This window comes from uncultured Neglectibacter sp. (genome assembly GCA_937958185.1).
Lineage (GTDB): Bacteria > Bacillota > Clostridia > Oscillospirales > Acutalibacteraceae > Acutalibacter.
This window is the reverse complement of the sequence record CALFFN010000013.1, coordinates 132,973-148,038: the sequence shown is the minus strand read 5'-3', so window position 1 is coordinate 148,038 and position 15,066 is coordinate 132,973. Positions and strand designations below refer to the sequence as shown.

15 protein-coding genes and 1 other annotated feature are annotated in these 15,066 nt (G+C 50.9%); all 15 genes read left to right on the top strand.

Annotated elements, in window-relative coordinates; genetic code table 11:
- Positions 1-2 precede the first annotated feature (2 nt).
- The 15 genes from AB8996_RS04230 (at position 3) to AB8996_RS04160 (ending at position 15,065) form a co-directional block, all read left to right on the top strand.
- Entirely contained in the window at positions 3-128 is a 126-nt protein-coding gene (locus AB8996_RS04230; RefSeq protein WP_369297724.1) for a Sua5 family C-terminal domain-containing protein, read from the top strand.
- 104 nt (positions 129-232) lie between these two features.
- Positions 233-661: a ribose 5-phosphate isomerase B gene (gene rpiB / locus AB8996_RS04225; RefSeq protein WP_033140989.1), complete on the top strand. Its 429-nt coding sequence runs from the start codon at positions 233-235 to the stop codon at positions 659-661.
- Between the two features lie 19 nt (positions 662-680).
- A complete protein-coding gene (gene upp / locus AB8996_RS04220; RefSeq protein ID WP_369297716.1) occupies positions 681-1,310 on the top strand; it encodes a uracil phosphoribosyltransferase in 630 nt (209 codons plus the stop codon).
- Positions 1,311-1,709: 399 nt separating this feature from the next.
- Complete coding sequence (locus tag AB8996_RS04215; RefSeq protein ID WP_369297715.1) at positions 1,710-2,972, top strand: M16 family metallopeptidase; 1,263 nt, start codon at positions 1,710-1,712, stop codon at positions 2,970-2,972.
- Complete coding sequence (locus AB8996_RS04210; protein WP_369297714.1) at positions 2,965-4,245, top strand: M16 family metallopeptidase; 1,281 nt, start codon at positions 2,965-2,967, stop codon at positions 4,243-4,245. The genes AB8996_RS04215 and AB8996_RS04210 overlap by 8 nt, the downstream gene beginning before the upstream one ends.
- A 27-nt stretch (positions 4,246-4,272) precedes the next feature.
- Positions 4,273-5,277, top strand: a complete 1,005-nt coding sequence (gene lgt / locus AB8996_RS04205; protein WP_369297713.1) for a prolipoprotein diacylglyceryl transferase — start codon at positions 4,273-4,275, stop codon at positions 5,275-5,277.
- Between the two features lie 17 nt (positions 5,278-5,294).
- A complete protein-coding gene (gene folD, locus AB8996_RS04200) occupies positions 5,295-6,152 on the top strand; it encodes a bifunctional methylenetetrahydrofolate dehydrogenase/methenyltetrahydrofolate cyclohydrolase FolD (RefSeq protein ID WP_369297712.1) in 858 nt (285 codons plus the stop codon).
- A gap of 16 nt (positions 6,153-6,168) precedes the next feature.
- Positions 6,169-8,058, top strand: a complete 1,890-nt coding sequence (dxs, locus tag AB8996_RS04195) for a 1-deoxy-D-xylulose-5-phosphate synthase (RefSeq protein ID WP_369297711.1) — start codon at positions 6,169-6,171, stop codon at positions 8,056-8,058.
- A complete protein-coding gene (locus tag AB8996_RS04190) occupies positions 8,042-8,848 on the top strand; it encodes a TlyA family RNA methyltransferase (RefSeq protein WP_369297723.1) in 807 nt (268 codons plus the stop codon). The genes dxs and AB8996_RS04190 overlap by 17 nt, the downstream gene beginning before the upstream one ends.
- A 22-nt stretch (positions 8,849-8,870) precedes the next feature.
- On the top strand, positions 8,871-9,707 hold the full coding sequence (locus tag AB8996_RS04185; RefSeq protein ID WP_369297710.1) for an NAD(+)/NADH kinase: 837 nt from the start codon (positions 8,871-8,873) through the stop codon (positions 9,705-9,707).
- A 48-nt stretch (positions 9,708-9,755) separates the two neighbouring features.
- Positions 9,756-10,208 (top strand): arginine repressor, encoded by a 453-nt coding sequence (gene argR / locus AB8996_RS04180; RefSeq protein WP_369297709.1) that lies wholly within the window; start codon positions 9,756-9,758, stop codon positions 10,206-10,208.
- A gap of 6 nt (positions 10,209-10,214) precedes the next feature.
- Positions 10,215-11,873 carry a DNA repair protein RecN gene (gene recN / locus AB8996_RS04175; protein ID WP_369297708.1) on the top strand — a complete coding sequence of 553 codons (1,659 nt, stop codon included), beginning with the start codon at positions 10,215-10,217 and terminating at the stop codon, positions 11,871-11,873.
- A 30-nt stretch (positions 11,874-11,903) separates the two neighbouring features.
- Positions 11,904-12,151 (top strand) — a binding site (T-box leader).
- A 42-nt stretch (positions 12,152-12,193) separates the two neighbouring features.
- Positions 12,194-12,700 carry a GNAT family N-acetyltransferase gene (locus AB8996_RS04170; RefSeq protein WP_369297707.1) on the top strand — a complete coding sequence of 169 codons (507 nt, stop codon included), beginning with the start codon at positions 12,194-12,196 and terminating at the stop codon, positions 12,698-12,700.
- On the top strand, positions 12,687-13,913 hold the full coding sequence (tyrS, locus tag AB8996_RS04165) for a tyrosine--tRNA ligase (protein WP_369297706.1): 1,227 nt from the start codon (positions 12,687-12,689) through the stop codon (positions 13,911-13,913). The genes AB8996_RS04170 and tyrS overlap by 14 nt, the downstream gene beginning before the upstream one ends.
- Before the next feature lie 201 nt (positions 13,914-14,114).
- Complete coding sequence (locus tag AB8996_RS04160) at positions 14,115-15,065, top strand: GNAT family N-acetyltransferase (protein ID WP_369297705.1); 951 nt, start codon at positions 14,115-14,117, stop codon at positions 15,063-15,065.
- Position 15,066: the final 1 nt, after the last annotated feature.

Genomic DNA, 15,066 nt, shown 5'->3' with positions numbered 1-15,066 from the left:
TTTTGAGAGAGTTTGATGAGGAGCAGGTAGATCATATTTTTTCAGAGTCCTTTGATACGCCCAGAATGGGACAGGCCATTATGAACCGGCTTCTCAAGGCGGCAGGGCATCATCTGATACATGTTTAACAGGCCTGCGGGCGGTGGGCAGACATATGCCGGACAAGCCGTTTCCGTGTGCAGGCACATAAACTGCAGAGCGATAAAAAATGAAAATACAGGAGGAAATTTAAATGTTAGCATTAGGCTGTGACCATGGCGGATTTGAGCTGAAACAGGAGATCATCGGATATCTGGAGGAACACAAGATTCCATACAAGGACTTCGGATGTGACAGCAACAAGTCAGTGGACTATCCCGTCTACGCGAGAAAAGTCGGGAAGGCCATTCAGAGCGGAGAGTGTGACAAGGGGATCTTGATCTGCGGCACAGGCATCGGCATTTCCATAGCGGCAAATAAGATGAAAGGAATCCGTGCGGCGCTGTGCACAGACTGCTTCTGCGCTGAGGCCACCAGACAGCACAACAATGCCAATGTACTGGCTCTTGGCGGCCGCGTGGTAGGACCGGGGCTGGCTGTAAAGATTGTGGATACCTTTTTGAATACAGAGTTTTCCGGTGAGGAGAGACATCAGAGAAGAATCGATCTGATCGAAGAATAGAAGACAAAGGAGAAAACAAATGGGTAAAATACAGGTAATGGAGCATCCGCTCATTCAGCACAAGCTTACCTTTTTGCGGAACGCTGAAACGGGCACCAAGCATTTCCGGGAACTGGTGAACGAGATCGCCACCCTGATGTGTTACGAAGCCACCCGCGACCTTCCCTTGATGGACGTGGAAATTGAAACGCCCATGCAGAAAACCGTTACCAAGGTGATCGCCGGGCGTAAGCTGGCTTTTGTGCCCATTCTCCGCGCCGGCTTAGGCATGGTGGACGGTATGCTGAACCTCGTTCCTTCCGCAAAGGTCGGTCATATCGGCTTGTACCGTGACCACGACACCCTGAAGCCCGTGGAATATTACAATAAACTGCCTCAGGATATTGAAGAACGCGACGTGATCGTTCTCGATCCCATGCTGGCAACCGGCGGTTCTGCCATTGACGCTATCACCATCGTGAAGCGCAGCCGTCCTAAGAGCATTAAATTCCTCTGCATCATTGCTGCCCCTGAGGGATTAAAGGCGCTGACGGAAGCCCACCCCGACGTTCACATTTATTGCGCGTCCGTAGATGAAAAGCTGAATGAGAACGGCTATATCCTGCCCGGCTTGGGAGATGCCGGAGACCGGATTTTCGGCACGCTGTAACTTTATATCACGATACTTCAAAAAGGTCATGGTGCTTTTTCCAACGCCGTGACCTTTTTCATTATTTTTTCTGTTTTCCTTTGAAAACTTGCTTCTTTGTGATATAATAGATTCTAGATTCTGGATTCAAGATGTTGGAAAAACAAAATCCGTGGTCGGGCGATTTACCTGTGGTTTGTGCAAGGACGCTTCACGAGTGCCCACCGCCAGGTGAAAATGATTGCAAAGCAATCATCAGAGAGAACCCCTGAGCAGAAGAAAGCCTGTGTCTTTCTTCGGAAAACGCTTCTCTTTTGCTTTGCAAGAAGCATATGTCTTTCCTTCGGAAAGACCGGGTTTCTCCAATCAGTGGGTCATAATGGATTCTGAATCCTGGATAATTAGAAAGGGCAAATCGGAATGAATGAAAATAAAATATGGCGGCTGTGCGATTCTGCAACATTGACAAGCCGCACAGATTCCAGATTTAAGACCATGAAGATTTCCGTAAATATGCTGCTGCCGCTTACCAGAGAAACTGCGGCGGTTTACGGAATTTTACCCAGTTTGGTAACGAGAGCTACCCGGGAATACCCCGACTTTCTCTCCTTAAACAGAAGGCTGTCCGAGCTGTACGGGGCGTCTCTGAGCACAAGGGTGATGAAGCTGGGCGGCTTCCAGTGCCTGACCATTTCCGTGGCAGGCATTTCAAACCGATATGCGTTTGGGAAAGATGATATGTTTTCCGAGCTTTCCGGGCTGCTTTTCAGCGCTTTGTTTTCTCCTCTTCTGGACGAGGACGGCTGTTTCCCGGAGGAGAATTTCCGGCAGGAGCAGCGCCAGCTGCTGGAGCTGAAAGACACGGAATTCAGTGATAAGATCACTTACGCCCATCAGCGCTGCGAAGAATTGCTGTTTGCCGGGCAAAATGCGGAAATCGACCGTTACGGCAGCAGAACGCAAATTGCCGCGTTGGACAGAAAACAGGTATCTGACGCCTGGCAGGAGGTGCTTTCTTCCGCCCGGTTCGAGGTATTTACTCTGGGAGACTGCGTCCCTGTGCCAGAGCTTTTTCAAAAGCATTTTTCTCAAATGGGGACGCCCCGTTCCCTATCGCCTCTGCCTTATCAAAAGCCCGATGGGATCCGCAGGGTGACCGAAGAACAGGCAGTATCCCAGTCGAAGCTTTCTTTGGGCTTCCGGGTGGACTCCAAGCCGGAGGAGCGGTTTTTGTTCCAGCTGATGAGCGCTGTGTTCGGCGGTACGCCCAGTTCCAAGCTTTTCCAGAATGTTCGGGAAAGAATGGGCCTTTGCTATTACTGTTCTTCGAATTTCTCAATTCCCGGGCGCAGCCTGTATGTGGAAAGCGGTGTGGAAACTGCCAATCTGGAACAGGCTGAGCAGGAGATTTTCCGCCAGCTTCAAATGCTGCAGGCAGGTGAAATCACGGAAGAAGAGCTGCTTTCCGCCAAGCTGGCACTGTGCAATTCTTTCCGTTCCATCAGGGATTCTCTCCACGCAATGGAAATCTGGTATTTGGGTCAGCTCCTTTCCGAAAACACCGTAACCCCGGAACAGGCAGCCGAGCAGGTTATGCATTATACGGCAGCCGAGGTTGTGGAGGCGGCGGGAAGGCTTGTCCCTGCCGTGGTGTATCGCTTGAAAGGACGTGACGATGGCTGATATGGAGCTTCAAAAGATAACGGGAAAGCGAGTAGGGGACAGTTATTATAAAATCAGCCACCCTACCGGGCTTGACATTTTTCTGTACCCAAAGGAAGGCTTTACTTCCACTTATGCCATTTTTGGTACAAAATACGGCTCTATCGACAATTGTTTCCAGCGCAGCGATGAAGCACAGCCGGAAACGGTCCCTGAGGGAATTGCCCATTTTCTGGAGCACAAGCTCTTTGAAAGCGAGGACGGCGACGCTTTTCAGCGATACGCGAAAACGGGCGCCAGCGCCAATGCCTTTACCGGGTTTGAATCCACCTGCTATCTGTTTTCCTGCACGGACAGGCTGTACGATTCGCTGGAAATTCTATTAGATTTTGTTCAATCGCCCTATTTCACCGAACAGACGGTGCAAAAGGAGCAGGGGATCATCGGGCAGGAGATACGAATGTACGATGACGAGCCTCAATGGCAGGTGATGTTCCATTATCTTCGTGCGATGTACCATGCGCACCCGGTGCGGGTAGATACTGCCGGAACCGTGGAAAGCATTGCGAAAATTACGCCGGAGTACCTGTACCGCTGCTATTACACATTTTATAATCTTCATAATATGGCGCTGGCGGTCTGCGGCAATTTTGACATTGAAAAGGTGCTCGCTATCTGCGACAGGCTCTTAAAACCCTCAGAGCCGGTGAACGTGAAGCGTATCTTCCCGCCGGAGCCTGACAGCGTGGTGCAGTCCTATGTGGAAACACAGCTTTCCGTGGCAATGCCGCTGTTCCAGTTTGGCTATAAGGAACCGGCAGAAAACAGCAGGACTGAAAAAGACATTGCTGCCATGGAGGTTTTGCTGGAATGTCTGGCGTCGGACGCTTCGCCGCTGTTCCAAAAGCTTCTGGCGCCGGACCTTGTCAATGAGTCCAGCTTTGACTATGAATATTTTGAGGGTGCAAACTATGCGACTGCCTGTTTCAGCGGGGAATCAAAAAATCCCCAGGCGGTGGCGGACGCCATTGCGGAGGAGGTCCAGCGGTTCTGCCGGGAGGGCATCGCACAGGACGTGTTTGGGCGCTCGAAGAGGGCGCTGTATGGAGATATTATTTCCGCTTTGAACAGCACGGCGAGCATTGCCAACGCTCTGCTGACCTTTACCTTCAAGGGCAGAGAGCTGTTCACCTATATTGACGCCCTTGCAGAGCTGACGATGGAAGACGTGGAAAAAAAGCTCAGTGTATTCCAAAAAGATAAGAGCGTACTGTCTGTTGTCCGTCCACTCTGACCGTTATTCAGAAAGGAAGAATGATTTATGAACCATGTAGTAGAATTTCCGGGTTTAGGCTTGAGCTTTGTTGTCCATGAGGTAGCCTTTTCCATAGGAAGCTTTCAGGTGCGCTGGTACGGCATCATCATTGCAATCGGCTTTTTGCTGGCGATTTTATACGCGTCTGTCAGCGCGAAAAAAATGAACATTGACATGGGCAGGTTGATCGACGCTGTGATCGTCGGCTTGATCGGCAGCGTTATCGGCGCCCGTTTGTACTACGTCGCGTTCTATCCGGGGGATAAGTATTGGCAGAACCCTTTAGAGATTTTCAAAATCCATGAGGGCGGGCTTGCCATCTACGGCGGTATTATTGGCGCAATGCTTTTCGGCGGTATTATGGCAAAAATCCGCAAGCTGAAGGTACCTGCCGTGCTGGATATTGCCTCCCTGGGTTTCCTGATTGGTCAGTGCGTGGGCAGATGGGGGAACTTTGTAAATCAGGAAGCCTTTGGCAGTGCTACCGACCTGCCTTGGGGAATGCAGAGTGACAACACCTCTTTAGTTGTCCCCGGCAGCCCGGTGCACCCCTGCTTTTTGTATGAATCGCTTTTGTGTTTGCTGGGCTTCATTTTACTGCACATTTTCACCCGGAAATTCCGCCGCTACGATGGGCAGACCTTCCTGCTTTACATAGTGTGGTATGGCGCGTGCCGCTTTTTCCTGGAGGGGCTGCGTACGGACAGCCTTATGCTGCACTTCTTGAATCTGCGTGTGTCCCAGGTCCTCGCCGCCGCGTGCGTGATCGTGGGCTTGATCCTGTTGTTTGCGTTCCGCCACAAGACAAGCCTGACAGGCTGCGGCAGCGCACGGGTGATGGAAGGCGTGGGAATTGGCGCAGACGGAGAAGAAAAGGCAGAACCTGTAAATGAATTCAGCACGATTTTCGGCGATTTGTCCCCCGAAGAGCTTTCTCTGGATATGGACGATGGAGAGAAGCAGGAGGAAGAGCCGAAACAGGATTCTGACGGGACGCAGGAAGAAAAGTAATCGGGAGGTTCCCGCAAATGGCAAATTTGATTGATGGAAAAGCTGTTTCCGCCGCGGTCAAGGCAAAGGTCGGCACGGAAGTGGAGAAGCTGAAAGCACTGGGAATATGCCCCGGACTGGCAGTGGTGCTGGTGGGAGATGATCCCGCTTCCCGGATCTATGTAAATAATAAGAAAAAAGCGTGCGAAGCCACTGGGATACATTCCGAAGAGTACCTTCTTCCCAATAGTGCTTCTCAGCAGGAACTGCTGGAATTGGTGTACCGTCTCAATGAAAAGGAAGATATTCACGGCATTTTGGTGCAGTCCCCCTTGCCAAAGGGACTGGACGAAGCTGCTGTGGTAGAAGCTATTTCGCCGAAAAAGGACGTAGATGCCTTTCATGCATACAACGTGGGCAAGCTTATGCAGGGCAGCCCGATTTTCCAGCCCTGCACGCCGGCTGGCGTCATAGAGCTGATCCGTTCTACGGGAACGGAAATCTCCGGGAAGCACTGTGTGGTGATCGGACGCAGCGATATTGTGGGAAAGCCCATGGCAATGCTGCTTTTACAGCACAACGGCACGGTGACTATCTGTCACAGCAGGACAGAAAATCTGCCTGAAATCGCCCGGCAAGCCGATATTTTGGTCTCCGCCGTGGGGGAAGCGGGCTTTGTGACGGCTGATATGGTAAAGCCCGGCGCGGTGGTCATTGATGTGGGAATGAACCGGGACAATGCCGGAAAGCTGTGCGGCGATGTGGATTTTGCCGGAGTAGAGCCGCTTGCTTCCTGGATCACGCCCGTCCCCGGCGGGGTGGGTCCAATGACGATAGCTATTTTGATGCAGAATACGGTCACTGCGGCAAAGCTGCAAAATGGGGTGGCGCTCTGACGGGAGATGTCTCTTTATGGGAAATTTGTTGGATAGGATCCATGCTCCGCAGGATTTGAAAGGGTTCACAGACGAGGAGCTTTCCTCTCTGTGCGAGGAAATTCGGGAAATTATTATCGGCACTGTTTCCAATAACGGCGGACACCTTGCGTCCAATTTAGGGGTGGTGGAGCTGACAGTAGCACTGGCACTGACATTCGACCCGCCTAAGGATACCATTGTGTGGGACGTGGGACACCAGAGCTATCCATACAAGCTCTTGACAGGGCGCTACGACACTTTTTCCACCATTCGCAGGGAGGGCGGCATTTCCGGCTTTCCCAGCCGGGAGGAAAGCGAGTATGATAAGTTCACCACCGGGCACAGCAGCACATCTATTTCCATGGCAATGGGTGTGTCCGAAGCGAACCATCTGCAAAACCGGGACGGCTACGCCATAGCGGTAATAGGCGACGGAGCACTTTCCGGCGGGCTTGCCTATGAAGGCTTAAATAATGCCGGGAGACTGCATAGAAATCTCATTGTGATCCTAAACGACAATAAAATGTCCATTTCCCGAAATGTGGGTTCCATGGCGCGGTATCTCACCTATATCCGCACAAAGCCCTCCTATATCAAAATCAAAAGCAATTTGGAAAATTCCCTGAATAAGCTGCCGGTGATCGGCAGGGGGATTTCCGCCGTACTGCGCCATATCAAGGGAACGATCAAGAAATTTTTCTATAACTCCACGATTTTTGAGGATTTTGGCTTTGCCTATTATGGTCCTTTTGACGGGCACAATATCCGCGAGCTGCGGGAAACGCTGGAAAGCGCCAAGCTGATCCAAAAGCCTGTGCTGCTTCATGTCCGCACCTATAAGGGAAAGGGATATCAGTACGCCGAGCAGGCTCCCAGCATTTACCATGGCCTGTCCGGCTTTGACGTGGATACGGGGAATACCGGGGAAAAATCCCAGAGCTTTTCCGATGTATTCGGGGAAGCCCTGTGCCAATTGGCGCAGGAGTCTCCTGAAATCTGCGCGATCACGGCGGCAATGCAGGACGGCACAGGGCTTTCAGAGTTTCGGGAACGTTTTCCCGACCGATTTTTTGACGTGGGCATTGCGGAAGAACACGCTGTTACCTTTGCAGGCGGGCTGGCGGCAGGGGGAATGCTCCCCGTGTTTGCCGTGTACTCCACCTTTTTGCAGCGTTCTTATGACGAACTGCTCCACGATGTTTCCCTGCAGGGCGTCAAAGTGCTTTTAGCGATAGACCGCGCTGGAATCGTAGGGGAAGACGGCAAGACCCATCAGGGGCTGTTTGACGCCGCCTATTTGCAGACGATCCCCAACGCGACGGTATATTCCCCAAGCTTTTTCGGGGAATTGCGGATACAGCTGGAATTGTTGGTGCGTGAGGGGACGGGGCTGTGTGCCATTCGGTATCCCAGAGGAAAGGAGCTGTACAAGCCGGATTGGTTTCAAAGCAATACGAAATCTTACCAGGTGTATGGAAGCCGGCTTGGCTCGGATTTGTGTATCGTCACTTATGGCAGGCTTTTTTCCTTTGCGGCAGAGGCTGTAGAGCATTTGCGGTCAGAGGGGATTTTTGTTAAGCTCGTCAAATTGAACCGCATTATCCCTGTGGACCCGGCTGCTGTGAAAGAAGCGCTCCCATGTCAAAAAGTGCTTTTTCTGGAGGAAGGCGTTCGCCGGGGCGGTATCGGGGAGCATTTTGCGTTTTTGTTGAGTCAATCAGATTTTTCCGGCAAATATGAGCTACGGGCAATCGACGACCCTTACATTGAACACGCGCCCATGTTCCGCGCTTTGGAAAAGCTCGGACTAAATGCGGAGGGGATCGAAACAGCAGTTCGCGGCATGATAGAACGGGAGGCTGGTTTTTCTGAAAAAGAGGCTTGATGTTTTAGTTGTGGAGCATGGTTTGGCAGAAAGCAGGGAAAAGGCAAAAACAGTCATTATGTCCGGGCTGATCTACGCAGACAATCAAAAAGCCGACAAGCCCGGAGATATGTTCCCGGAAGACGTTTCCCTGGAGCTGCGGGGAGCGGGACTGCAATATGTGAGCCGCGGCGGGCTGAAGCTGGAAAAAGCCATGAAAGAATTTGATTTGCAGCTTTCCGGGGCTGTTTGCATGGATATCGGTGCTTCCACCGGCGGATTTACCGACTGTATGCTGCAAAACGGCGCGGTCAAAGTCTATGCCGTGGACGTGGGGTATGGACAGCTTGCCTGGAAGCTCCGCACAGACGAGAGGGTCGTCAATCTGGAGCGCACCAACGCCCGATACCTCACAGAAGAAAACATCCCCGAACCGATAGATTTTTTCTCTATTGATGTGTCTTTTATATCGCTTACTTTGATCCTTCCCACGCTGAGAAAGCTTTTGTCTGAGAACGGGCGGGCGGTCTGCCTGATAAAGCCCCAATTTGAGGCAGGCAGGGAAAAGGTGGGAAAAAAGGGCGTGGTGCGGGATAAGCTCGTACACTGCGAGGTAATAGAGAAAATTCGTGATTTTTCTCTTCAAAACGGATTCTCTGTGTTGGGGCTGACCTTTTCCCCGGTGAAGGGGCCCGAGGGGAACATTGAATATCTGATTTATCTGCAGCGTTCCGAATCCCCTTTTACAGCGGATACCGTGCCGGAGACCGCGGCAGTTGTAGAACAGTCCCATCGGGAGCTGGATCGCTAAAAATGTCAAGGGAGACCTTCTTGTGAAAATTGCAGTCGTACCGAATTTGACAAAAAAGGAAGCTATGGCGTGTACCGAGGAAACGGTGGCGATCCTGGAGTCCCATGGCTGCGAAATACAATTGAAGTCCGACCTGTTCGATGAGAACGGCGTGTATCACGAAACCTTTGAGGATTCCATGGATTCCTGCGACCTGTTTATCGCGATCGGCGGCGACGGCACGATCATTCATACCGCAAAGCTGGCAGCAGAATATGGCAAGCCGATTTTGGGCATCAATGCGGGAACTCTGGGCTTTACCGCCGGGTTGGAATTGAATGAGCTGCCTTTGCTGCTCAATTTGTTACGGGGAGACTATCGGGAAGAAAACCGCCTGATGGTATCCGTAAAACTGACTTCCCAGGGAAAAACGGCCTCATATAAGGCTTTGAACGATGCTGTGGTATCGGGGGAGCTGTCCTCAATTATAGATTATTGGATGGCACTGGGAGAAAATAAGGGCTATCACTGCAGGGCGGACGGCTTTATCGTGGCCACGCCCACCGGTTCCACCGCCTATTCTCTTTCTGCCGGAGGACCTGTTATTCAGCCGGACATGGAGTGCCTGGTGTATACTCCGGTTTGTCCGCATGCGCTCTTTAACCGCAGCGTGGTGTTTGGCGGAGACACGCGCTTGACAGTAACGATTCCCGAAAATGTGCGGAAGCTGTTCTTGACCGTGGATGGCGAAACGCCTATCACGCTCAGCTCCGGGGATAAGCTTGTTTTTTCCCGCTCAGAACGTTCCGCGCGCTTTTTGAAGCTGGACCACAGGGATTTTTATGATGTACTGAACCAAAAGATCATCGAGACGAGGTAAGTCTCGCAGCGATACGAATTCCATCAGGACGAAAGGAGTACACTGTTTATGAAAACCAGACGCCATGCAAAAATTTTGGAGCTTATCAAGGAGCATGACATTGACACACAGGACGAGCTTCTCAATTATCTTCGGGAGAGCGGGTTCGACGTGACCCAGGCCACCGTTTCCCGGGATATCAAGGAGCTGCGGCTTGTAAAGACCCTTTCCCGTTCCGGCGCTTACAAGTATTCTACCGGCGGTGACAGCGGAAACGATATGTCTTCTAAATTCTATTCTCTGTTTTCCGATTCGGTCATTTCCGTAGAAGCGGCGATGAATCTTATCGTTATCAAGTCCATAAACGGTATGGCACAGGCGGTCTGCGCCGCCATGGACGCCGCTTATCCTCAGCATTTTGTAGGGACACTTGCCGGTGAAGATACGATTTTCATTGTGTGCAAAAATGAAGAAATCGCTCTGGAAACTCAGGAAGAATTTCGGAAATTGATTAGCAGGTGATAGAAGATGCTTGCACAACTTTTTATCAACAATATTGCGGTTATCGAGCGGGCGTCTATCGAGCTGGATCAGGGCTTTACCGTACTGACAGGAGAAACCGGCGCGGGCAAGTCAATCATTATTGACGCCATTCACGCAGTGCTGGGCGAAAGGACCTCCAAAGAGCTGGTGCGCACGGGAACAGACACAGCCTCAGTTTCCGCCCTGTTTGTCGATTTGGATCAGGACACGCTGAAAGCGCTGGACGAAATGTCCATTCCCAGAGAAGAGGACAATTCTCTTCTAATTCAAAGGGAAATCCGTCTGGAAGGAAGATCACTCTGCAAATTGAACGGCGTTCCCGCTACTGTTTCCATGCTGCGGGAACTGGGGACCCGTCTTATCAGCATTCATGGGCAGCACGAGAGCTACGAGCTGCTGTCGCCGGAGGTCCACATGACCTATGTTGACAGCTTTGGCGGGCTGGAAAAGCTGTTGGAGGAATATCAGGAAAGCTATCGAAAGCTTCGGCGCATTCAGCAAAAGCTGGAAAGCTTCAACACCGACGAAGGGGAAAAAGCCCGGCGGCTGGATCTGCTGCGTTATCAGATTGATGAGCTGGAAGCAGCCGATATTCAGCCCGGCGAGCGGGAAGAATTGACCCGCCAGCGGGACGCGATGCGTAACAGTGAGAAAATCGCGGCTTCTCTGGAAATTGTCCGTGACCTTCTGATTGGCGACGAGAACGCCAACGGTCTGCTTTCCGGGGTTTCCCAGGCGGTTTCCGAAATGGAACGGGCGGCAGAATTTTTATCCGACGCGGAAGAGCCGACCCAAAAGCTGCGAGACGCCAAATATTTGCTGGAGGACGTGGATTCAGCGCTGCAAAGCATGGGCGTGGAATTTGACCCCGCTTTACAGGAGACCGTGGAAGACCGGCTTGATTTATTGTATCGGCTGAGCTTGAAATATGGGGATACGGAAGAAAAAATGCTGGCATTTTTGGAAAATGCCCAAAAGGAGATCCACGAGATAGAATTTTCCGATGAAGCCAGAGCAGAACTGGAAAGCCAATACGAAGCCGAAAAAAAGCAGGCGATCACCCTGGCAAAACAGCTTTCCGAAAGACGAAAGGCTGCCGGAAAAACCTTTGTGGAAATGGTAAAGCAGGAGCTCGGTTTCCTGAATATGCCTGGAATTGAGTTTCTTGTGGAAATGGAGCGCGTGCCGCTCTATGCCATGGGCTGTGATAAAATGCAGTTCCTCGTTTCCGCCAATAAGGGAGAGCCGCCCAAGCCTATGTCGAAAATTGCTTCCGGCGGCGAGCTTTCCCGGATCATGCTGGCAATAAAGACCGTGCTTTCCGGCAAGGATAAGGTGGAAACCCTGATTTTTGACGAGGTGGACACCGGCATCAGCGGCGCCGCTGCCAATAAAGTAGGGCAGAAGCTGAAGCAGGTTTCTCAAAACCGCCAGGTGCTGTGTATCACCCATCTGGCGCAAATCGCCGCGCTGGCGGACAATCATTTCCAAATCAGCAAGCATGTGGAGAAGGAACGGACCTTCACAGATGTGAAGCTGCTGGATTTTGAAGGCAGGAAGCAGGAACTTGCCCGCATTATCGGCGGAGAGAATGTCACTGACCTGCAGCTGAAAATGGCAGAAGAAATGCTGAAATCTACTTGACTTTTCTTCCATTCACCTTTATAATGTCTGATAACGGCTATGACGAAATGAAGTAAGCTCTGTCCGAACTGGCAAAGAGAGCCTGCGGCTGGTGAAAGCAGGACCATGGCAGACGCTGAAGTTACCTTTCCGAGCCGCTGTCTGGAACGCAATGGTCAGTAGAGACAGCCGTGTGGCAGGCGTTATTCTGCAGGGGCATACGTGAAATATGCCTGATGAGGCTGTAGCTGTGAGGCTGCAGCGAATAGAGGTGGTACCGCGATCAAATCGCCCTCTGCAAAATGCAGAGGGCGATTTTTAATTTCTTTGGGGGTGAAAAAATGAGTATGTCATTGGCTCTCGCAGGTGAAAAGGATATTAAGGATTTATATGACCTGCAAAAATGGTCTTTTCAGCCGCTGCTGCAAAAATACGGAGATTATATGACAAACCCTGCCTCTGAGCCTATGGAAATGGTCCGAACAAGGCAGGAATGGAAGAACACGGACTATTATTTTATCCTGCTGGACGGAAAACATATCGGCGCGATACGGGTCTATGTCTTCAAGGATTACTGCCGCCTTTCCCTGATCTGCATTCTGCCTTACTATCAAGACAATGGTTATGCGCAGGCGGCAATGCGAATGTTAGAGGAACGGTATCCGAAAATCCACCGCTGGGAGCTGGAAACGATCAAAGAGGAATCCAAACTGTGCTATTTTTATGAAAAGCTGGGCTACCGCCCAACGGGCATAAAAAAGAAACTGGGTTTGAGAATGACCCTCATCGAGTACGAAAAAATAATGGAAAATACGGAAAAGGAGAAAAAGGGACATGGGAATTTATGAAGAACTGCAGGCAAGAGGACTGCTTGCTCAGGTGACAAACGAGGAAGAGATACGCACGATGATAAACAGCGGTAAAGCCACCTTTTATATTGGCTTTGACTGCACAGCCGACAGCCTGACCGCCGGGCATTTTATGGCATTGACCCTGATGAAACGCCTGCAAATGGCGGGGAACAGACCCATTGCCCTGATCGGCGGCGGCACCACCCTGATCGGGGACCCCAGCGGGCGCACGGATATGCGTAAAATGCTGACGAGAGAAGACATTGACCACAACGCCGAATGCTTTAAGCGCCAGATGGAAAGCTTTATCGAATTTGGAGATGATAAGGCAATGATGGTAAATAATGCCGACTGGCTGCTGAGCCTGAACTATGTCGAGCTGCTCCGTGAGGTCGGCGCCTGCTTCTCCGTCAACAATATGCTTCGCGCGGAATGCTACAAACAGCGCATGGAGAAAGGGCTTTCCTTCCTGGAATTTAACTACATGATCATGCAGAGCTATGACTTTTACCATCTGTTTCAGGCATACGGCTGCAATATGCAGTTTGGCGGGGACGACCAGTGGAGCAATATGCTGGGTGGTACGGAGTTGATCCGCCGGAAGCTGGGGAAGGACGCCCACGCTATGACCATCACGCTGCTGACGGACAAGGACGGCAAAAAAATGGGAAAAACCGCCGGAAACGCCATTTGGCTGAACCCGAACAAGACCTCTCCCTTTGAATTCTATCAGTATTGGCGCAACGTGTACGACGCCGACGTGCTGAAGTTCCTGCGTATGCTGACCTTCCTTCCGCTGGAACAGATCAATGAAATGGATCACTGGGAAGGGGAAAGGCTCAATGAAGCAAAGGAGATACTTGCTTTCGAGCTTACCAAAATGGTGCACGGAGAAGAGGAAGCCAGAAAGGCACAGGAAGGCGCGAGGGCACTGTTCAGCGCAGGAGCGAACACCGAAAATATGCCCACTACCCAGCTTTCCACAGCCGATTTGACTGACGGAAAGATTGGCGTGCTAGATTTGCTCTTAAAGGTAAAGTTGACCGCGTCGAAAGGGGAGGGCAGACGCCTTGTCCAGCAGGGCGGCGTCACCATCAATGACGAAAAGGTCACCGATGTGATGAAGGAGCTTACCGCAGCAGATTTTGCCGAGGGGCAGCTTATCATCAAAAAGGGGAAAAAGGTGTTCCACAAAGTGGTTTTGCAGTAAAAACAACCGTAAAAGGGTGGTCTGAGTGATTAGACCGCCCTTCTCTGATAGTGCGGGCAGAACAAACGGCAGTTTGAACGGCAAAAGATAGTATTCTTACGCAAAGGAGATGATGTGATATGAAAATTATTGCTGCGTACAATTCCAATGCGGAGGGCGACTACAGCTTAGCTCTCCGGCAGTGAAACAGAGGAGAGATTGATGAATATTTTAGATTTTGAAAAGCAGCATATCGAGGAAGCAATGGCGCTTGCGCTTGCAAACTATTATGATGAACGGCAATTTGTAAAAGAATTGCCGCAAGTGCGCGTTATTCCAGACTTAAATGGTTTTGCAGAGAATAGGTTGGGCGTTGCCACAATTGAAAATGAAAAGCTGGTTGGGTTTTTGTGTTGTTGCGAACCTTTTGAACATGCGTTTCGCGCGACAGATGTGAGAGGTGTTTTTTCTCCGATGGGCGCAAACGCAGCTATTGCTAGAAACCGTTCCAAAATTTATGCCGCCATGTATCAGGCGGCAGGAGAAAAATGGGTAAAGTCCGGGGCGGTTTCCCATGCGATCTGCCTATATGCCCATGATGAAGAGCTTCAGCGGCAATTTTACCGTTATGGTTTTGGTCTGCGCTGTTTAGATGCTATTCGTCCGATGGAACTGATTGACTGTAAGCCTTGCACAGGCTATGATTTTACCGAATTGCCAAACTCTCAATATCACTTTGTCTATCCACTCTATTTGGCACTAAACCGCCACTACTGCGAAAGCCCATTCTTTATGAATCGGAAACCCGAAACACAAGAGGAGTTTGAGATATCCTCCGTGCAGGACGGGGGACGGTACTTCGCGGCAAAGCAGAACGGCAAATTGTGCGCATTTTTGAAGATTTCAGCTTCCGGCGAAGCATTTGTAGCAACGGGAAATAGCTACCGCCATATTACCGGGGCATATTGCCTGCCGGAGCACAGGGGTAAAGGGCTGTACCAAAATTTATTGAATTTTACCATTTCTATTCTGAAAAGAGAAGGCTATACCAAGCTTGGCGTGAATTTTGAAAGCTTTAATTCGACGGCTCGCGGTTTTTGGCTGAAATATTTTGCCGCTTATACCAACAGCGTAGTACGCAGGATCGACGAACGAATTACGCAGCGTAGATGAT